This window comes from Bacillus sp. RZ2MS9 (assembly GCF_001816185.2).
Classification (GTDB): domain Bacteria; phylum Bacillota; class Bacilli; order Bacillales; family Bacillaceae_G; genus Bacillus_A; species Bacillus_A cereus.
Map to the genome: position 1 here is coordinate 1,299,650 of NZ_CP049978.1, position 17,531 is coordinate 1,317,180.

The following is a 17,531-nucleotide window of genomic DNA, read 5'->3' on the forward strand; positions in this document are numbered from 1 at the left end:
TTTGTCTTCGGTAATCTCCATTTGTTAGCCTGGCCTTGGGCAGAATATCTGCCCAAGGAACAAGCTAGAAACCTTCATTGTTACTTTTTAGTTGCTGTAAACTTCAATTTCTTGTTTATCTTGACGGAAGTTATACTTCACATCTAAAGCATGTGCAACAATTAGTTCTTGCTCAGCTTTGTGAGCGAATGGATCGCCGCCAGATGGACTAGAGCGATCAGGACGTCCAATGTAGCCTGTTTTCACTTTATCTCCAGCAAGTTCGAACAGAATTGGAGCCATGTAATGCCATGCGCCCATATTACGAGGTTCTTCTTGAACCCAAATGATTTCTTCTAAATTTTTAAAGCGTTTAATAATAGATTGAACTTTTTCAGCAGGGAATGGGTACAATTGCTCAATACGAACGACATGAACTTCGTCTAAGTTGTACTCATGTTTACCAGACTCGATTTCTGCTGCTAAGTCAATCGCCATTTTACCTGTGCTTAAAACAAGACGTTTTACTTTATTTGGTTTCATGCCAAGGTTTTCTTGTTCTAAAGCAGGTTGGAAACGTCCTTCGCTTAACTGACTAGCAGTTGAAAGCGTAAGTGGGTGACGTAATAAACTCTTCGGCGTCATCAATACTAATGGTCGAACAGCTTCTGTTCCTAAGATAGATGCTTGACGACGCAGGATATGGAAGTATTGAGCCGCGCTCGTTAAGTTTGCAACTGTCCAGTTATTCTCAGCAGCTAACTGTAAGAAACGCTCTGGACGTGCACTAGAGTGCTCTGGTCCTTGACCTTCATAACCGTGTGGTAATAGAAGAACTAAGCCAGATTTTTGACCCCATTTTGCTCTTCCAGCTGAAACATATTGATCAAATAATGCTTGCGCAGTATTTGAGAAGTCACCATATTGCGCTTCCCACATAACAAGAGTTTCTGGAGCGAATACGTTATAACCATATTCGTAACCAACAACAGCAGCCTCTGATAACGGACTGTTATGAACAGAGAATGAAGCATTAATGTTTGGTAAGCGATGTAATGGTGAATATGTTTCATTTGTATCAGTATCGTGTAATACGATATGACGGTGTGCGAATGTACCACGCTGTGAATCTTGACCAGTTAAACGAATTGGCGTACCTTCTTGTAAAATAGAAGCGAATGCTAATGATTCAGCAAGTGCCCATTCAATTTTGCCGTTCTCTTCAAGAGCATCTTTACGGCGCTCAAGAATTTTCTTCACTTTCGGATATACGTTAAAGCCTTCTGGCCAAGATAGTAGACCTTCATTAATTGCACGAAGTGAGTCAATCTCAACGCCAGTATCAATTGACTGAATACCTTTTGCAACAACATCTGGCACTTTAACGTGAATTGTTGCATCACTCGTATCAGCTGGTGGTACTTGTGCATAGTCGGATTTTAATTGCTCTTGTATAAACTGTGTAATTGTTTCAACCTCATCTGCATTTAGAACACCAGCAGCTTGTAATTGATCTGCATAAATTGCTCTTACAGTTGGATGGTTTTTAATTTTTTTGTACACTTGTGGTTGCGTAACTGCCGGGTCATCCATTTCGTTATGACCGTAGCGGCGGTAACCAATTAAATCGATTAAGAAGTCTTTTTTGAACAACATGCGATATTGAATCGCAAGGTTAGCAGCTGCAAGACAAGCTTCCGGATCATCAGCATTCACGTGAACAATCGGAATATCGAAACCTTTTGCAAGGTCACTTGAATATTTCGTAGAACGAGAATCATAGCTATCAGTCGTAAAACCAACTGCATTGTTTGCGATAACATGAATCGTTCCGCCTGTTTGATACGCGTTCAATCTGCTTAAGTTGAGTGTCTCAGATACAATACCTTGACCAGGGAATGCAGCATCACCATGAACTAAAATTACGAATGATTTTGAAGTATCTTGATCTGGAAGACCAGATTTTTTACGATTCTCTTGAGCCGCACGTGCGAAACCTTCTACTACAGGATTCACGAACTCAAGATGACTCGGGTTATTTGCTAATGTAACGCGAGTACTAACTTCTTCGTTACTAACGACTTGTTCTCTACCTAAATGGTATTTCACGTCGCCAGTCCAGCCAGAATTAGCCACTGCGCCTTCTATTTTTGCATGTTTGAACTCAGCAAACATGTGGCTATATGGTTTTTCTAATACGTGAGCAAGTACGCTTAGGCGACCGCGGTGAGCCATACCAATCATGACATCCTCTACGCCGTTCTTAGCACCTTCTAGAACAATTTCATCTAAAACAGGTACAAGCATATCAACGCCCTCGATAGAGAAACGTTTTTGCCCAACGAATGTTTTATGCAAGAATTGCTCGAAACCTTCAACAGCTGTTAAACGTTTTAAAAGAGCAGTTCGTTTTTTATTTGATAGTGGTTGACGCAATGAATTTGATTCCACCATTTGATGCAACCACGCGCGTTCTTCACTATCTTGTATATGAGAAAATTCATAAGCTAAAGATTTTGTATAAACGTCTTTTAATCTATGAATTACATCAAGTGCAGTGTGAATACCTTCTGGTGCATCTTGCCATACCGTTTCCGCTGGAATCGCTTTCAAGTCAGCGTCGCTCAGTTCGTTCATTGCTTTCTCAAGAAGAGATTGTCCATTTGCAGCATCTTCCATCGGGTTGATGTGAGCCAACGTGTGCCCGAAAGAACGAATCTGCTCAACAAGTTGAACGACTTTAAGAATTTTTTCAATGTTACCTGTGTTTTGAGGAGAAAAATGTGTTGCTGTGTTGTCCCCTGTTACGACATCATCTTGAAACGAAGGAGCTCCAAAAATTTCAAAAAGCTCTTGTAATTCCGGATCAACAGAACCTGCTCCAGTTACGTAAAGATCATACTGCTCAATAACATAACCAAGGTTCGGACCGTGGAACTTGGCCCAAGGGTTTGTCGTTGTATTCTTCCTCGTCATTTGTTTAAACCTCCCAATGCATATAATCCTTTTCCATACAAAGGTGCATTTTGCTCTTTTTCAATAAGTAATGAATCAATAATCAATGTAAATGTTTTTCTTTACTCTTATGTTATTACAATAATTTACATAATACCAAACACTATTACTTATCTGTTTTGTAAAAAAACATTCACAATAACTTATCACCCAAGTTAATCTTTCATGTTATAAAGTAATTTTACAGAAAAATGGGGTGGATATATTTGGTATGCCTATACTAATAGCTATAATTGTTGTATTTAAATATAGGTATAATAGTTAGAATGTTTCGATAAAAACAGTTTGAATTATGTATATTGAAATAATAAGCGCTTTCATAGATATTATACAACAATATAACGGAATATAGTATAAAAAATAAAAAATTATGAATTTATCGTAAACTTTATTTAGATAGTGTTAAATATTGAAAGGAAAGTGAAGGATTTCTACAAAAAAAGTTGCTAAACATAAAAAATGCTCCATAAACAGTTAGTTTCTATAAATATGACGAAAAACACCGTAAAACAAATAACGCATTTCGTGAAATAAAGAAATAAATGAAATATTTTAAAAGGATAAAACAAATATGGAGATATTAAATTTTAAAAAAAGAAGTGAGGAGATATAGTAACATTTATTTACAGTGTTCCGTGTTTCGCTTCAAAATAGACGTGCTGAAATTTAAAAAAGTTTCTTCTATATAAATAGCGTGAATAATAATTAAAATATATGTAAAGGGAACTTGACGTAAAGTTTCCTTTACATATATACTTGGTATATGGAAGGAGGGAGAAATTTCCTTGGAAAATAAAATGGTCGAATACCGAAAAAAATTTGGACTATCTCAAGAAAAGTTGGCTGAGAAACTTGGAGTTTCCAGACAAACCATTATCTCAATTGAAAAAGGGAAATACGATCCATCACTTCCGCTAGCATTTGAAATAGCGAAAACATTTCAGACAACAATAGAACATGTATTTATTTATGAAGGAAAAGAAGAGGGGGAATAGGGATGAATTATTCACAAAAGTACTTTGTAATTATGGGGATTATTTTTCTATTTATGAGTGGATTTATGATATTAACAGGTATAATGACGCATTCTGCACCGCCAGCCATAACGTATCCATTGCTAGGGATGATGATTATGTGTTTCTGTCTAAGCTACTTGCATCCGCAATTTAAAGAAAAAGACGAGCGAATGAAACTGATTCGTTATAAAGGAATGTTTGTAACCTTTTTTGCATTAACGGCATATTATCTTCTTTTCTCTATCGGCTTAAACTTAAAAATACTTACACTATCAGCTACTGAATTATTGAATATACTTATGGCACTTACAATGAGTACCGTCTTTATCTCATTTGTTGTTTTAGCAAAAAGATATTAAGATGGAGGAGAGAAAGGAAGATTAACATATGCAAATGATGTATGCTTTTGGCATTGGGCTTGTATTATTTTTAGCCGTATTCTTATTTATTCGTAAAGACGTTCAAGGCGGGACGTTAACGAAGCGAGGATTTTATAAATTAATCGGCTGTTTAGTTGTTATGCTTATAGCAATTATTGTAATGATCGTATTAATTAATCAGTCACTATAGAATGTAAAAACGGAACCTTACTTCGGTAAGGTTTTTCTTTATTGTTCAACCTAAAAATTACCACCAAATCCATTTACCGTAAATAATTTGTGTTATATAATCCAATGAAATGATAGATAAGGAGTGTAGTATATGAATAAAAGAACTATCTTCTATTTATTAACTTGTATACTACTGGTAGCTAGTACTACTTATATAATATGTAACAAAAGAAAACAAGTGCCACCTATATTAGTATGGGACGAACAAGAATACTATGTTACGAATGAACCTGCCAAAGTAGAAGAAGTTGGGCAAAAACTTGGCGAAGTAACAAAGAAAATTAAAACAAGTAAAAAACCTACTAAAAATAGAGAATCTAATACATTACAAGAGAAAACAGAAGTATTCACAATGATTGAGGAAGAAAAAAGTGATTACCAGCCTTTAATCATAAAGGAAGCTTATAGTGATAAATATAGGGTAGTGAGGCCGATGTTGAAAGTACTATGAAGTGAAAAGGAGAAAATGGATTGTTTTTTTGTTAATTAAGTATAAATATGTTATATTTTGTAATATAGTGGTAAATTTAGATTGTATTTGTTTGTATACAGTTGAAGTGAGGGAGTGGAAGTATGGATTGTATCAGTGATAGAGTTATAGATATTTTCTTAAAAGTCACAGATGATGAAGATAAGAGTGCTTATGAGATTGTCGAAGAGCATATTAAGATAACTAATAAAAATCCTTTAAATTACACTTGGTGGGGGAATAACCAAAATTTCAGTCCGAATAAACTAGCTGAATTCAAGAAGAATGGACATGATCCTAAAGCGTTAATTGTTATTCCAGAAAACTCAGGTGGAAGTGGTGATATAGAATTTGTAGCTGACATTATAGACGCTATCAAGTTTGAGGGAAATGGCGTATTAGCTGACGAGTGGCGACCTAAATATTATTTTAATAATCCTCGTAAGGTGTTTTTAAAACTTGCTAATTTTAAAAAAGTAAAAGGAGATACTGAATATGATGTGAGAAATTACTATATCCACTCCAATGATAAGAGGTTAGTAGATACAATAAATACACGGTATGCTTGTGGATATGTTTATAGGGTGCAAGAGTTTGTTGAAGGAAACGATAAAGAAAAAGAATATGAGGCTACTCAGCCAGTAAATAGTATGGGGGAATTTAATGACGAATACTCTAATAAACTTGCTGAAGAAGTAGATAACTCAGAAAAATATACAGAAGGGGTTGCTAAACGAGTATATGTTAATGTTTATGAACGTAACCCTGTAGCTAGAAGGAAATGTATAGAACACTATGGATGTAGTTGTGTAATATGTAAATTTAATTTTGAAAAAATATATGGTGAGTTAGGTAAGAATTTTATACATGTTCATCATCTTAAAGAATTACATACTATTGGTGAAGAATATGAAGTTGATCCTATTGCTGATTTAAGACCGGTATGCCCGAATTGTCATGCTATGTTACATAGAAGAAAGCAAGCGTATACTATCAACGAGTTAAAACATTTTTTAACTCGTTGATAGTAATCTATCATAACATTAGTGAGTAACTGAACAAAAAGGTAGAGATATATTATTCCCCTGTCAAGTAGACAGGGGAATAATAGAAATATCCCCTCTACTTGGAAGTTTAGAATAGAGGGATGACAAGGAAGTTAAAATATGGTGACGGAAGTTTACTTAATGTTAAAGGAGTATAATAAATGAATAATAAGATAAGAAAAGATAGGACGCCTAGGCTAGTAATAATGCTTACAATATTTGGTGGTAGCCTATTTGGTATTAAAATTATTTTTCAAGCTTGGTGGCAGACCTTTTCCAATAGTGCGTATACGAAAACTTTATATAATATACAGCATCTTTTAATTGGTTTTTTTGCGTTTGTAACGGCTTTTATTTTATTACGTATAGTATATTATTTTTATTTTGAATTGAAGACATTAGGCTATTATAAAAATTATGATGAGCAAAATGAAGCTATTAATAAGGCTGATGAGAATTATCGTGCTATTTTTCAGACAATTAAAAAGGCATGTTGGTGGTCAATTTTACCGTTTGGATTAGTTATAGTATTTGAAATTTTTAACCAAGAGCAGCCTATAGTTCTTATCGTAATTGGAATAATAATTGGCTGTTCTGCCCTTTTTGCAGGATATATATTGAAAAAAAGTAGAATATTAGGACGCATTAATTTTGCAAAAAAACAAAAGTATATACCTAAAATAAAAAAGCACTCTAAATCTTTTGTCTTTGTTATTTATTTTCTTTTTTTATGGACGATTATAAGTATTTCAGTTAGCAGATTGGCAGTTGGTGGGAATAAATATGTGGAAATAAATTTGAATGAAACTAAAGGTATCCCAATTACATTAATTACACAAAATATTGATAAGTTAGATATACAGATGAGGATCAACAATGAAGCTACTATAGGTTCTAAGAATTTTAAGATCACCAAAAGTGTGACCGAAGTATTTGAAAATAGAAGAGAATTATCGAAAGAATTTATAGATATAAATGAATTTTCTGAAGAAGTTAATAATAATAACTATGGAGTAAGCTTAGATAAAACAAAGTATAAAAATGAATATCAAATGGATTTGAGAGACTATATGAAAGAAGGAATAAATAAAGTTGAAATACTAGTAACATTTAAAAATGACGAGATTAATAAATATTTAAGTTTTGCTACTAATATTTATGTAGAAAATGATAAAGTTAAAATCACTGAAAAGAACGTAAAAGTTAAAGGGTAAGAATTGCAATATGGGTAAGCGGAATAAATATTAAATTTAAATAGCGTATATTTAGATGATGAATATGAATTTTAGATTGTTAGTCGTTTAGCAGTTGAAGAATGAATTAACTTAATCCTTGAGTTTGCAGTTAAATATGTTACAGTGAATTGTAACATAAGTAAGGCATATTTATTATTTTTGGAGCATCAAAGTACAATTAAATTTCTTTGATGCTTCTTTCATTTGGTGAATTTTCTTCATTAACGGTTGTTATATGAAATAAACTCTTTTGCTTTTCAGGAGCGACTTGATACAGTTTTTTACAAAAGTGTTTAATACATTCTGGAACTTCTCTAAGGCTAAGTGGAATTAAAAAAATTACAAGTGTTTCAAAGGATACTCTTGTAGAGTAATAAAAAGAAAGTATATTGATAAAAACACACCAGTTTATTTTTAAGGGAAAATCTAATTGGTGACCAAAAGAAACAGTTATTGACCAAATATTGACCAGTAAGTAAAAAAATTAGTTTTAACAATCAGCATTTATTTGTTACATAAAGAAAACCCCTTGATTATCAAGGGGTTTCTCATATGATCCCGACTGGCCTCGAACCAGCGACCTCCACCCTGTCAAGGTTTGACAGTGAATATAGGGTATCATTATATGTATAATTGTTGATAAATCGACTTTTCCGATAACTCTATTAACACAATTATACATATTTGATTGACACCCTACAAGGGATTTTAACAACAATATTTAAGAAGAAACTAGAAAAATAATGCCCATCATCTACTAAGACAAAGGGCATATAGAAAGAAGAATTTTTTATTTATATTCAAAGGCAATTTCTTCTAGATATTCCGGCATTGTTTCACCTAAATCATCACAAATGTTTTTATGTCCTTCCCAAAGACCTTTATCCGACTTATATAAAGATTTTAAACTTTCTTTTAAATGTCTAGGAGGGTATGAAGTAGAAATAGCACTATTCAAAGTACTTACTATAGTATTATCGAATCCAAAATAAATAATATAATATAGCACTAATTCTTTATTTCTATTTCCAAACTTAAAGTCGTAAACAATGTTATCACATACAAATGCACTATGATAAAATGCATCAAAAAATCCTTTAGCTTTTAAAATCATTATATCAACGTCGCTTATTTTTCTTTCAAAAGGATTTTGGCTAAATATTTCTGTCGAAATATTGTCAAACATATGTTTAAATAATTCTTCTAATTGTGTTTCTGGTATTAAATTATTTCTAATCATGTCTATAAATATTTGATAGTCCGTAGAATTTGAAAATTCTTCTTTCCATAAAACTCTCAAAAACTCTGATTCTCCATCGAAATATTTTATAACGGTAGGATCTCTTCTCAAAAGCATCATTGTAAAATCACGGTTCTCTTTTAAAAACTCAATAAGAATTTTAGTTCTATCCGTTGGTAAAGTAAACAGCCCTGACCAAATCAAAGCCAAATTCGCATCTAATGGCATAAAAAGAAATGGGCCTCTTTTAGTATTAGTTATTTTTAATAATTCTCCTAAAAATTCCTTGTAATCAATTAATTCTATAGCAAATGGGATTTGCTTTTTAATTGGTTCAATATCTGCCCCTACTGGAGTAATAGATGGATTTAGATAATTTGTAATTTGTTCAATGATATGTGCTTGTCCACCATTAACCACAAATTTTGACAAATTAGATTCTGTGAATAACCAAAAACTCTCCACATGTGGATAATCTATAGCATTTCCTTTGGCATGAGCACAGTCATTTCTTCGATTCTTCCAATAAAAATATTGTTCGTATAAATCTTCAGATAACTTAAATACAGGCTTTTTCTTATCTTTTATGATTTCTATTATTTTCTTTTCCCAACTATCATCATTTTGTAATTGTTTTTGAATGTAATTCCACTCAGAATCTTTATATTTCTCTGGTGCCTTTGATAATAACATGCGATGTTTAATTACAGTTTGAAAACCCAAATATGAAAAGAGAAGAGCAGCACGATACGCTGATGCTTTATAGCATTTTACACTTTCAGCGAATAAATCTTTTGCTTCATCTTCCATTTCTTGATTATCTAACCAATCTGAAAATCTCAATTTCATTTTTAACACTCATTTCTTTTTTATATGCAAATATCCTCACTTATTATTCTATTACATATCTCATGTCATTTTCACCCATAATATTTCTTTATATGTAAATTAAATACACAACAATACAGAACGTATATTCCACAAAATGTGATATAATAGAATAAATTAGAAAAGGGGTGTTTGTAATGTTAATCAAGTTTTTTAGACCAGAACACGTTCAAACGTTTTTAGATGGAAATTTATATTTTTGCAACACAGGTTATTTTATTGATCTGGAAAGTGAGCATGGTGATAAAGGAATTGGCGATAAACATGAAGGGTCTTTTTTCAGACATTTTGACCCAGCCACACAGGAAATTCGTATCGGTCTCCCAGGTGGGCAAATGCACAAAATAGATGTTACAAGAGCATTCTTTACTGAAAGATATGAAGCAGCTCGTCAATTTCAATTAACTTGTTTTACTGGTATTGTTGAAGAAGAAGACATGGAGCAAGTTGATGAAAATACCAAAAAAATAAAAGATGAAGTAATAGCACATTTGGAAAAAGAATTTCCTGGTAGAGTACCAGTATTGATAGCGAATGAAAATGAATTTTTTGATAGGTTAGACAATGTTCTGAAAGAAAAAGATATTCATGCTTGTCATGGTTTTGTTAATTATTTTGATGAACATGCAGAATCACCTTTAAAAGAAGAAGTTTATCAAAAAGATATTACAAGAGCATTCTTTTATAAACGAAACTTTTTTAAACCACAAAAAGAGTATCGCGTTATAACTTCACACCCTGTAGAAGGTGAATCAATGACAGTAAACCTTGGTGATTTAAATGAATGTGTTGTTAGTTTAGGAAGCATTGATAATTTAAAACTCCTTACGTTACAAAAGGTAGAAAAAGAAGAAGTAGGGTCATAAACACATATGCACCATTAGGCGATTATCTAAGCAAACATGAAGGAAATCATATCAGATTACGTTTTGAAGAAATTGAAACGATAATATCCGACAAACTACCGAAATCGGCATCTACGCATAAAGCATGGTGGTCAGATGATAAAACACATGTACAAGCGAATGCTTGGTTAGATGCTCAATGGAAAGTAGATAATGTGGCATTAGGTGAATACGTGGAATTTGTAAAATAGGTAGGAACATTTCGTTCCTACCTATTTATTTTGAATATTAATATTCAATTATTTAACGATTACAGTAATAACCATTTTCGCTGTTCCGAATTTATCAAGAAACACATGTGTGTCCATTGAAATCAATTCTTTGTGTGCAATGGCACTGTTGACTGCCATTTCTAATTTGCCTTTAGCAGACAAATCGTCTTCGAAAATCTTTGTTTTGGGTTGTACGACTGACATGTTATCACCTCCTTACATTTATCAATCTGGGAAGTAGTCATCATCAAAAATATTATGTTTAAATTCTATATGATTGCATTCTGAATTGGGACAAGCATAAATGACATCAGCTTCCCATTCGTTAATCGGTGTGAATTTTTTAATATCTAAATCATGTTGCGAACAGTTGGCACATTTACGACCACGAATATGTTTTAACGCCAACATATAAAGATTTTTATGTTCCATGTTATCACCTTCCAACTTACATACTTCGACAAATAATGGTAAATCCCTGCAAATGTAGTAGAAATAACATATACCGTATTATTGTTACAGTGTTCAATTGGGTATACGGTGTTTTACCGAGTACCTGTTAGGTACCCTCCGTTTTAGAGCGTACCTACAATTAGGTGTGCCTTGTTTTAAGGAGTACCTAATATGTCAGCAGGTACTGAACGAATCGTTCATGACCTTGTATCAACAGTAATGATACAAGGGTGTCGTGAAACACGACCTCCTTCAAAGTAAATACTGTTTACGTTGACTAGGGTTTTCAAATCCCTAGTTGGACGCAATATTGCGGTGTATAATTTGGCGGCACAAAATTGTTCCGTCAAAACGGAATTTACCGCTTTGAAGGTTCATACAGAAGTTACGAGCCTTGAAATAACAAAAGGATGTACATGGCATGTACATCCTTCTACTCCATATTCTTCAACCATTCTTCACGTTGAATCCGTCTTTCTTCCCGTTCTTGTTCTTGTCGTATCGTCTCATCACTTTTGGCAAATAAATTATTCCATACATTATAAATAAATAACATCATCATTATTACAACTGACAGAAATAACAAGATCGTCTTTGTTCTTTCCGATATTAATATTTTCCTATTCCGTTTCATTATCTTTTGGGTATCCGTTGTAACTCTGATTATTTATTCGAGCAATGCTTTTTTGCAATTCAGGTGAGTCATTAAATGCGTAACACTGATATTTTTTATTCTTCCTATTGCGTGTTGTATATTCCAAATCATGACCAGCTTTTATTAAATCCATAGCAAGCGTCTTTTTGTAAATCATTTTAATTCCCATATTATAAACCTCCTATTGGTAATTGGTTATTTATAAATGTCAAACCTTTATTTCGACAAACTTTTAAAATGCCTGTTCCGAATAATAATCGGAGCAGGTTATCTGTAGGTTAACCGAGCGTTTTAAATTATCTGAGTGAATTAGTGACTCATGCAGGTCACTATATACATTACATATAGTGAATCAATCATTCGTATAACCGTATTGCTTGCGTTTCCTGATGAGTTCTTCTCTCTTATTCATAATGTCATCACGTAAAAACAGATTCACGCCTATTGTCCGTTTAATCGGTTCTAGTTGACCTTTTTTCAATAGCATATTCATACGTGAACGACTGATGCCCAGTATCTGAATTGCTTCTGAAGTCACCAAAATTTCTGTACGAGCAAATTCTCGTTTATCAAATTTTTGTAATATGTATACATCGTTCATGGTATCTCTCCTTATATAAATAGAATTAACCTCGAAAAAATCGAGGTCAAAGCGTATTTTTCCGTTATGATTCAAACATCTAACGACCATTCAATTTGATATGGTTGTTCGTAATCAATTTCATCATATGATTCTTCCTCATTGCATAATTCTTCAAGGAAATCAGCCACCTCACTATAATGATGTGAAATCAATTCTATGAGAAATGTAGCATTACGTTCCTTCAATATTTGAGCGGTCATTTCCAAATCTTCTATAAGATTGTATTGTTCGTTTGGGTCAAGGTACCACTTTAGATACGCATGTATCATTGATGTATCGTTAGTCGAATAATACGCCATTAACTTATTAATCATCGCTTTAATGGTTCGCCTGTTTATATCAAACACCACGTAGAATGTCCTCTATCTTTTCACTCGCTTTCATATCGAACAGCTTTATTACATGCAATAAATCAATGCTTCTCGTTTGTTCGAATATCTCCGCCAACAATTCCTTATCATTCAATAGCCCGTTTTCAATGTAAAACTCTAGCGTTTTAATCCCCAATTCTTTGTCCTTATGTCCATAGAATATAGTTGTTAGAGCGGAAATTGCAGAATGTACATTTTGTCGTTTCATTCGTCTCACCTTCCATTTACCATATATTGGTATTTTGTTAACTTCATTATATGACTCTAGAAATCTACTGACAAGAAGAAATAATCCTGTATGCAAATTGATTACACAACAAAAAACGAACCACTGATATGGTTCGCCTTCTTTTATATTTTGTATTCCGCCCAATCTTTCAACAGTTCTCGCATACGCTCAGATGGTATGTAACAATTCATCGGTTGACCTTTACGAATACAACCACGGAATAGGAATTGAATCAAATCACTTACCGCTAACAAATCTTCATCTACATCAACATTTCTTGTTGTGAAGAATTGCTTGTCATTAGGATTCATAAACCGATTGTACATGTATACCATTGATTCACAATCCGCATAATCATTGGTCGCTCGAGCATTGAATGATACGAAATTATCTTTCGAACGGTCATCTTTTTTATTGAATTTGCATTTTGGATTTTTTAATATTGGAGCGTATTTTTTTATGGTCGTCCAAAAGATTTTGTTATTATCCGTTGGGCAAATGTTACGCAAATAATTGTTTGCATTGTTCTTTAATTTTTTTAAATCATCTTCCGAGGCATTCTTAAACCAAGTAGATGATAATTGATTGCGTTTTTGTCTACTTGTTAATTTTTCTCGAGAATCATAATTGGTGTTCATTTTACTGATAGATTTACCATTTTGATAATCTTCATATACATTTAATAAATCATACATTTCTTGCCTTGGTTCTTTCATTTTGTCATAAGGCACAATTGAATATCTATTTTCAATTTTACTTACGCTAAATTTTTCATATTTAACATTGTGCATGTCATAATAATTTCGCTGATCTTGTCCATCGAATAAATACGTCAAAATGTAAACTTCATCAAACGATTCAAATGCTTTTATATTCATTGTCCAATAGAATGCTTTTTCTTGTAGAATGAATAAATTTTCATTTTCCGCAATGATTTTAATATCACGGAATCTATCATCTTTATCCTGTCCATATTCATCATCTAACCAAGTGACTTTCCCGAGCTCATCTACTTCAATAACATTCCATTTCAATAAGTATTCAATATCTTTGTGACTGATATTGATTGCTTCAAGTACATTCGCAACCTCGTCCATAATCAACGTGTAACCTTCTTGTTCAATTTCTTCTAAAGTTTCTACATCTAATCGTTTGAACAATTCATGAGTAGTAACAATAGATTTTCCCAGTTCCACAAGCATTTTGAAGTGTTCGATTTTTGAACCTTTACCCTGTTGTGCATTCGGTTGGAAGAAATCCGCTTTAGTCGAATTGCTAACACGTTCAACTTCATTAAGGAATGGTGTTACATAAATGTATTTTTTATCGGAAGTTTCACCGAATCCATTTACCTTTTCAGAGTCGTTTATCATTTGAATTGCCCATGATGTTTTACCAGCACCACAGATGGCATCTATTACTTTGATTTTTGTTTCATCATTATTCATTGTCTCTGATTCCTCCCAAAAGTTGATAATAGTATTATATTGACTATTTGAAATTTGTAAGGAAAGATCGGGCAGAAACTTTAAATATTTTACGTTAGCACAAAATCATGGCAAAAGTGTGAGAACGTTGACCAAAGAACCATTAATACCAACGGTTTGCTGAGTTTTCCTTATAAGAGAATATAGTATATTTGTGAGAACGAAAAACAACAAAAAAAGCATTACCTGAACACGGAGTGTGAAGGTGATGATGAAGGCACAGCCTGAATCATCGTTTTTTCGTAGTAGTTGTAAGTTACATTGCTACTCAAAAACGATGGTAAAAGCATACGCTTTTCCCATCATCTTCGTACTTCGTACTCAGATAATGCTTTTCTTTTTTGGTTCTTTTGAATCTATATAATGAAGAGTTAAATAATTTCAACAAAGTATCAATTGGTGCCTTACAATTTCAAACTTCTCAATATAATAGTATTACCTTCAGAACACATCGAAAAAATTTCAAAAGAAAATGTCGAAACGCCTTTCGTTAAGCGTTTGGTATGTACATATATATTAGGAGGTCACGAAACGTAACCTTTTGAAACACTGAAGAAATTGAATATTAATATTCAAAAGAAAGGAAAAATGGACATGGGACAAACAATCAACAAACAAGCGGTTGAAAGTGTATTACGACCTATCGAATCAAAACTTCTTGAGGATGCAACATCTGAACAATTAGAAGATTATTTAATGCGAAAGATGACTCATCATTTTATGCGTTGGGAAATGGGCACTGAAGAGGATTGCTTTATTTGGATAAATCATCACCGCAAAAGATTAGGCCTTGAAGTTTGGCAAGATGATAAATTGATGTTGAAACTATTGAAACAGGACTTTTTCGACATTTGCGTTAGGGATTTTACTTTAGACAAATGGTTTGAATTAAAACGACAATATGGAGGAAATGAATCATGACAAATTATGTTGAGGACATTGTAAGTGAAAATAAATTTTGGAACATAAAAGAAGTGAAGGTATCGCCCAATGAAACAAGCACTTATGAAAACATGGAATATATCACCGTAAGCACGGATATGAAATACAATGAACAATTAAGAGAAAAGTTCCCATATGAATTACCACAAAGTACTCACGATATGTTGTGTGGAAGAATAACACTCTACAAAACACCAAAAACAAATGAAGATTGGCACCAACATTATATGAAAAAAGCAGAAATTGCTAGTGATGTTGCTGAAGAATATCATGCAAAAGCACATTATTACAAAAAACAAGCGAAACAAGTATTGAAAGGTTGAGTCACTTCGGTGGCTCTTTTTTATTTTTATTAAAAGGAGAAGTTACCATGAATGAACAATGGAAACAGTTTGGTCAAAGTGCTAAACGAAAGTATTATATATCACCACAAGGCAATGTTAAGTCAATAAACACTGTTACTGGTGTTGAGCAACAAATGAAATTATCTTTCGATAAAGATGGCTATCATTATTTCACCATCAACAACAAAGCATATCGGATTAATAGAGTGGTTGCACAAGCATATATACCAAACGTGGATAATAAACCATTTGTTAATCATATTGATTTAAACAGAATTAATAATAATGTAGATAATCTTGAATGGGTAACACATAGCGAAAATATGAAACATTCATATAAACATAGGAAATTAAAGCAACTACAAAATTAGTTGTTTTCTAAATACCCCCGTTATGTTTTAGAAAGAAAAACTAAGAAGAGCAGAGGACCAGTTGTACCCTCGTTCACACGACGACTCACATTTCCCAAAATTGTTTTTCTTGAAATTAATGTAAAAGGAGCAGATAAAAATGCAAGACCCGAGAACAACCGCACGTAATGAACGAACACCATTAAAATTAGCAGCACTGATGGATGAGACTATGGATTTCAATGATACATTTGAACCAATTAAAATAAATCCACCAAAGCATTTAAATAAACATGCAAAGAAATACTACAAGATAATCGTAGAAGAACTACAAAAACTTGGTACATCAAATACATTCGATGAAGCACATTTAACCAATCTAGCATTTGCATTAGGGACTATTAAGGAATGCCAGTTGGAAATTGATGAACATGGAACATTTGTTGATGGTTTACACGGTAGGAAAGAAAATCCAGCGTATAAATTATGGGCAACCACAACACAAAAATCTATCGAACTAATGAAAGAATTGAACCTCTCAGCATCGACAAGACGTATGCTCCAAGAGTCAACGAATAATGAAGAGTTGGATTTATCATGACACCACAAGACGAAAAGATTCTAAAACAGTTGAAACCGTATTTGACCGAAGAATTTCTCAAAACGTATGATTACCATGAATTAAAAATTGATAATTTCATTAAAACGATATTTTTCTCAAAAGTTTATGAACCACTGAAATATTTACTGGATTATGAACCACATACAGGTGTGTCTTACGAAAGGTATTTATATGTTAAAGCGATGTTTTGTAAATTGAAAAAAGATACAAACGCTTTGGGGAAAATCCAAGAATATTGGGATGTATTTGTTCAAGAATAAATATAAAAAACCTTTCGTTTTTTTGCGTTTTGCTCTTTATATTCTACCGATTAGCATATATATGTATTAAGAGGGTTACTGAGTATGACCTTCACATTTTTCTTTTGACATTTTGATTTTTTCGTCCCGTCTTTATCGCACGAAGACGGGATATTTTTTATAAAGGAGTTGTACACATGGCAATATTAGATAAGTCATTAATTGGTCTCATTGGCGAAAAAGAATATTTTAAACTATTACGCAAATGGGAACTGACAGAAGCAAAATTATTTAGGTATTACGATAACAAAGGCAATGAACACAAATTAAAACAAAAAGAAGTGCTAAAGAGAATTAACCGACGATTGCGAAAGCAAAATCAACCGTCAATTTCATTATCGTGGGTTAAAAAATATTGGAATGAATTTGAATGATTTCCGTTGTAGCAATTATCATCGTCGCACTTTATCGTAATCCCATGCGACATTCTCCTCGGCGGTGATAATTAGTGCAACGGAAATTGCACTATCGAGAAGTGGTAACATTCCATTTTTGTTACTACTTTTCGGATTCAATATAA

General features: G+C 32.9%; 24 protein-coding genes. 14 read left to right on the forward strand and 10 right to left on the reverse strand.

The genetic code is table 11. The features are described 5' to 3' along the window. Positions 1-87: 87 nt before the first annotated feature. A complete protein-coding gene (gene odhA, locus BHV55_RS06670; RefSeq protein ID WP_070757195.1) occupies positions 88-2,955 on the reverse strand; it encodes a 2-oxoglutarate dehydrogenase E1 component in 2,868 nt (955 codons plus the stop codon). An 824-nt stretch (positions 2,956-3,779) separates the two neighbouring features. Between odhA and BHV55_RS06675 the strand changes: the two genes are divergently transcribed. The 6 genes from BHV55_RS06675 to BHV55_RS06700 all read left to right on the forward strand — a co-directional run bounded on the left by BHV55_RS06675 (position 3,780) and on the right by BHV55_RS06700 (position 7,350). After that, positions 3,780-3,989, forward strand: a complete 210-nt coding sequence (locus BHV55_RS06675; protein ID WP_000428506.1) for a helix-turn-helix transcriptional regulator — start codon at positions 3,780-3,782, stop codon at positions 3,987-3,989. A gap of 2 nt (positions 3,990-3,991) precedes the next feature. After that, positions 3,992-4,369 carry a hypothetical protein gene (locus BHV55_RS06680; RefSeq protein ID WP_001109895.1) on the forward strand — a complete coding sequence of 126 codons (378 nt, stop codon included), beginning with the start codon at positions 3,992-3,994 and terminating at the stop codon, positions 4,367-4,369. A 28-nt stretch (positions 4,370-4,397) separates the two neighbouring features. Continuing rightward, the gene (locus BHV55_RS06685; protein ID WP_001178294.1) at positions 4,398-4,580 is read left to right on the forward strand and encodes a DUF3976 domain-containing protein; all 183 of its coding nucleotides are present in this window, start codon (positions 4,398-4,400) and stop codon (positions 4,578-4,580) included. 132 nt (positions 4,581-4,712) lie between these two features. Beyond that, the gene (locus BHV55_RS06690; RefSeq protein WP_070757194.1) at positions 4,713-5,072 is read left to right on the forward strand and encodes a hypothetical protein; all 360 of its coding nucleotides are present in this window, start codon (positions 4,713-4,715) and stop codon (positions 5,070-5,072) included. A gap of 122 nt (positions 5,073-5,194) precedes the next feature. Next, a complete protein-coding gene (locus tag BHV55_RS06695) occupies positions 5,195-6,115 on the forward strand; it encodes an HNH endonuclease (protein WP_083320159.1) in 921 nt (306 codons plus the stop codon). Positions 6,116-6,297: 182 nt separating this feature from the next. Beyond that, positions 6,298-7,350: a hypothetical protein gene (locus BHV55_RS06700; protein WP_070757193.1), complete on the forward strand. Its 1,053-nt coding sequence runs from the start codon at positions 6,298-6,300 to the stop codon at positions 7,348-7,350. An 811-nt stretch (positions 7,351-8,161) separates the two neighbouring features. On the opposite strand, the gene BHV55_RS06705 is transcribed toward BHV55_RS06700, so the two are convergent. Then, positions 8,162-9,460, reverse strand: coding sequence for a hypothetical protein (locus tag BHV55_RS06705; protein ID WP_070757192.1), 1,299 nt, complete (start codon positions 9,458-9,460; stop codon positions 8,162-8,164). A gap of 176 nt (positions 9,461-9,636) precedes the next feature. Here BHV55_RS06705 and BHV55_RS06710 point away from each other — a divergent pair, with 176 nt between their 5' ends. Both BHV55_RS06710 and BHV55_RS27865 read left to right on the forward strand, forming a co-directional pair. After that, a complete protein-coding gene (locus tag BHV55_RS06710) occupies positions 9,637-10,365 on the forward strand; it encodes a hypothetical protein (protein ID WP_070757191.1) in 729 nt (242 codons plus the stop codon). Further along, positions 10,362-10,595 carry a DUF7662 domain-containing protein gene (locus tag BHV55_RS27865; RefSeq protein WP_481748196.1) on the forward strand — a complete coding sequence of 78 codons (234 nt, stop codon included), beginning with the start codon at positions 10,362-10,364 and terminating at the stop codon, positions 10,593-10,595. Before BHV55_RS06710 ends, BHV55_RS27865 begins: the two co-directional genes overlap by 4 nt. A 48-nt stretch (positions 10,596-10,643) precedes the next feature. Here BHV55_RS27865 and BHV55_RS06715 read toward each other — a convergent pair whose 3' ends face one another. From BHV55_RS06715 to BHV55_RS06745, 8 genes are all read right to left on the reverse strand, one after another. Further along, positions 10,644-10,820, reverse strand: a complete 177-nt coding sequence (locus BHV55_RS06715) for a hypothetical protein (protein ID WP_168369335.1) — start codon at positions 10,818-10,820, stop codon at positions 10,644-10,646. 21 nt (positions 10,821-10,841) lie between these two features. Next, complete coding sequence (locus BHV55_RS06720; protein WP_070757190.1) at positions 10,842-11,048, reverse strand: hypothetical protein; 207 nt, start codon at positions 11,046-11,048, stop codon at positions 10,842-10,844. A 454-nt stretch (positions 11,049-11,502) separates the two neighbouring features. Next, entirely contained in the window at positions 11,503-11,628 is a 126-nt protein-coding gene (locus tag BHV55_RS27655; RefSeq protein WP_277998029.1) for a hypothetical protein, read from the reverse strand. Positions 11,629-11,689: 61 nt separating this feature from the next. Next, complete coding sequence (locus BHV55_RS06725; protein WP_070757189.1) at positions 11,690-11,893, reverse strand: hypothetical protein; 204 nt, start codon at positions 11,891-11,893, stop codon at positions 11,690-11,692. 183 nt (positions 11,894-12,076) lie between these two features. Then, positions 12,077-12,325 (reverse strand): hypothetical protein, encoded by a 249-nt coding sequence (locus BHV55_RS06730; RefSeq protein WP_070757188.1) that lies wholly within the window; start codon positions 12,323-12,325, stop codon positions 12,077-12,079. Positions 12,326-12,396: 71 nt separating this feature from the next. Further along, positions 12,397-12,567, reverse strand: coding sequence for a hypothetical protein (locus BHV55_RS06735; RefSeq protein ID WP_168369336.1), 171 nt, complete (start codon positions 12,565-12,567; stop codon positions 12,397-12,399). A gap of 139 nt (positions 12,568-12,706) precedes the next feature. Beyond that, entirely contained in the window at positions 12,707-12,946 is a 240-nt protein-coding gene (locus BHV55_RS06740) for a hypothetical protein (protein WP_070757375.1), read from the reverse strand. Positions 12,947-13,089: 143 nt separating this feature from the next. Further along, complete coding sequence (locus BHV55_RS06745; protein WP_070757186.1) at positions 13,090-14,415, reverse strand: hypothetical protein; 1,326 nt, start codon at positions 14,413-14,415, stop codon at positions 13,090-13,092. A 633-nt stretch (positions 14,416-15,048) separates the two neighbouring features. Here BHV55_RS06745 and BHV55_RS06750 point away from each other — a divergent pair. The 6 genes from BHV55_RS06750 to BHV55_RS06775 all read left to right on the forward strand — a co-directional run bounded on the left by BHV55_RS06750 (position 15,049) and on the right by BHV55_RS06775 (position 17,385). After that, positions 15,049-15,375, forward strand: coding sequence for a hypothetical protein (locus tag BHV55_RS06750; protein ID WP_139147410.1), 327 nt, complete (start codon positions 15,049-15,051; stop codon positions 15,373-15,375). Further along, positions 15,372-15,719 (forward strand): hypothetical protein, encoded by a 348-nt coding sequence (locus tag BHV55_RS06755; RefSeq protein WP_070757184.1) that lies wholly within the window; start codon positions 15,372-15,374, stop codon positions 15,717-15,719. Before BHV55_RS06750 ends, BHV55_RS06755 begins: the two co-directional genes overlap by 4 nt. A 47-nt stretch (positions 15,720-15,766) precedes the next feature. Continuing rightward, positions 15,767-16,111 carry an HNH endonuclease gene (locus tag BHV55_RS06760; protein ID WP_070757183.1) on the forward strand — a complete coding sequence of 115 codons (345 nt, stop codon included), beginning with the start codon at positions 15,767-15,769 and terminating at the stop codon, positions 16,109-16,111. 139 nt (positions 16,112-16,250) lie between these two features. Next, positions 16,251-16,691, forward strand: coding sequence for a phage terminase small subunit P27 family (locus BHV55_RS06765; protein WP_070757182.1), 441 nt, complete (start codon positions 16,251-16,253; stop codon positions 16,689-16,691). After that, positions 16,688-16,972, forward strand: coding sequence for a hypothetical protein (locus BHV55_RS06770; protein ID WP_070757181.1), 285 nt, complete (start codon positions 16,688-16,690; stop codon positions 16,970-16,972). Before BHV55_RS06765 ends, BHV55_RS06770 begins: the two co-directional genes overlap by 4 nt. A gap of 176 nt (positions 16,973-17,148) precedes the next feature. Further along, on the forward strand, positions 17,149-17,385 hold the full coding sequence (locus BHV55_RS06775; protein WP_070757180.1) for a hypothetical protein: 237 nt from the start codon (positions 17,149-17,151) through the stop codon (positions 17,383-17,385). The last annotated feature ends 146 nt before the right edge of the window (positions 17,386-17,531 follow it).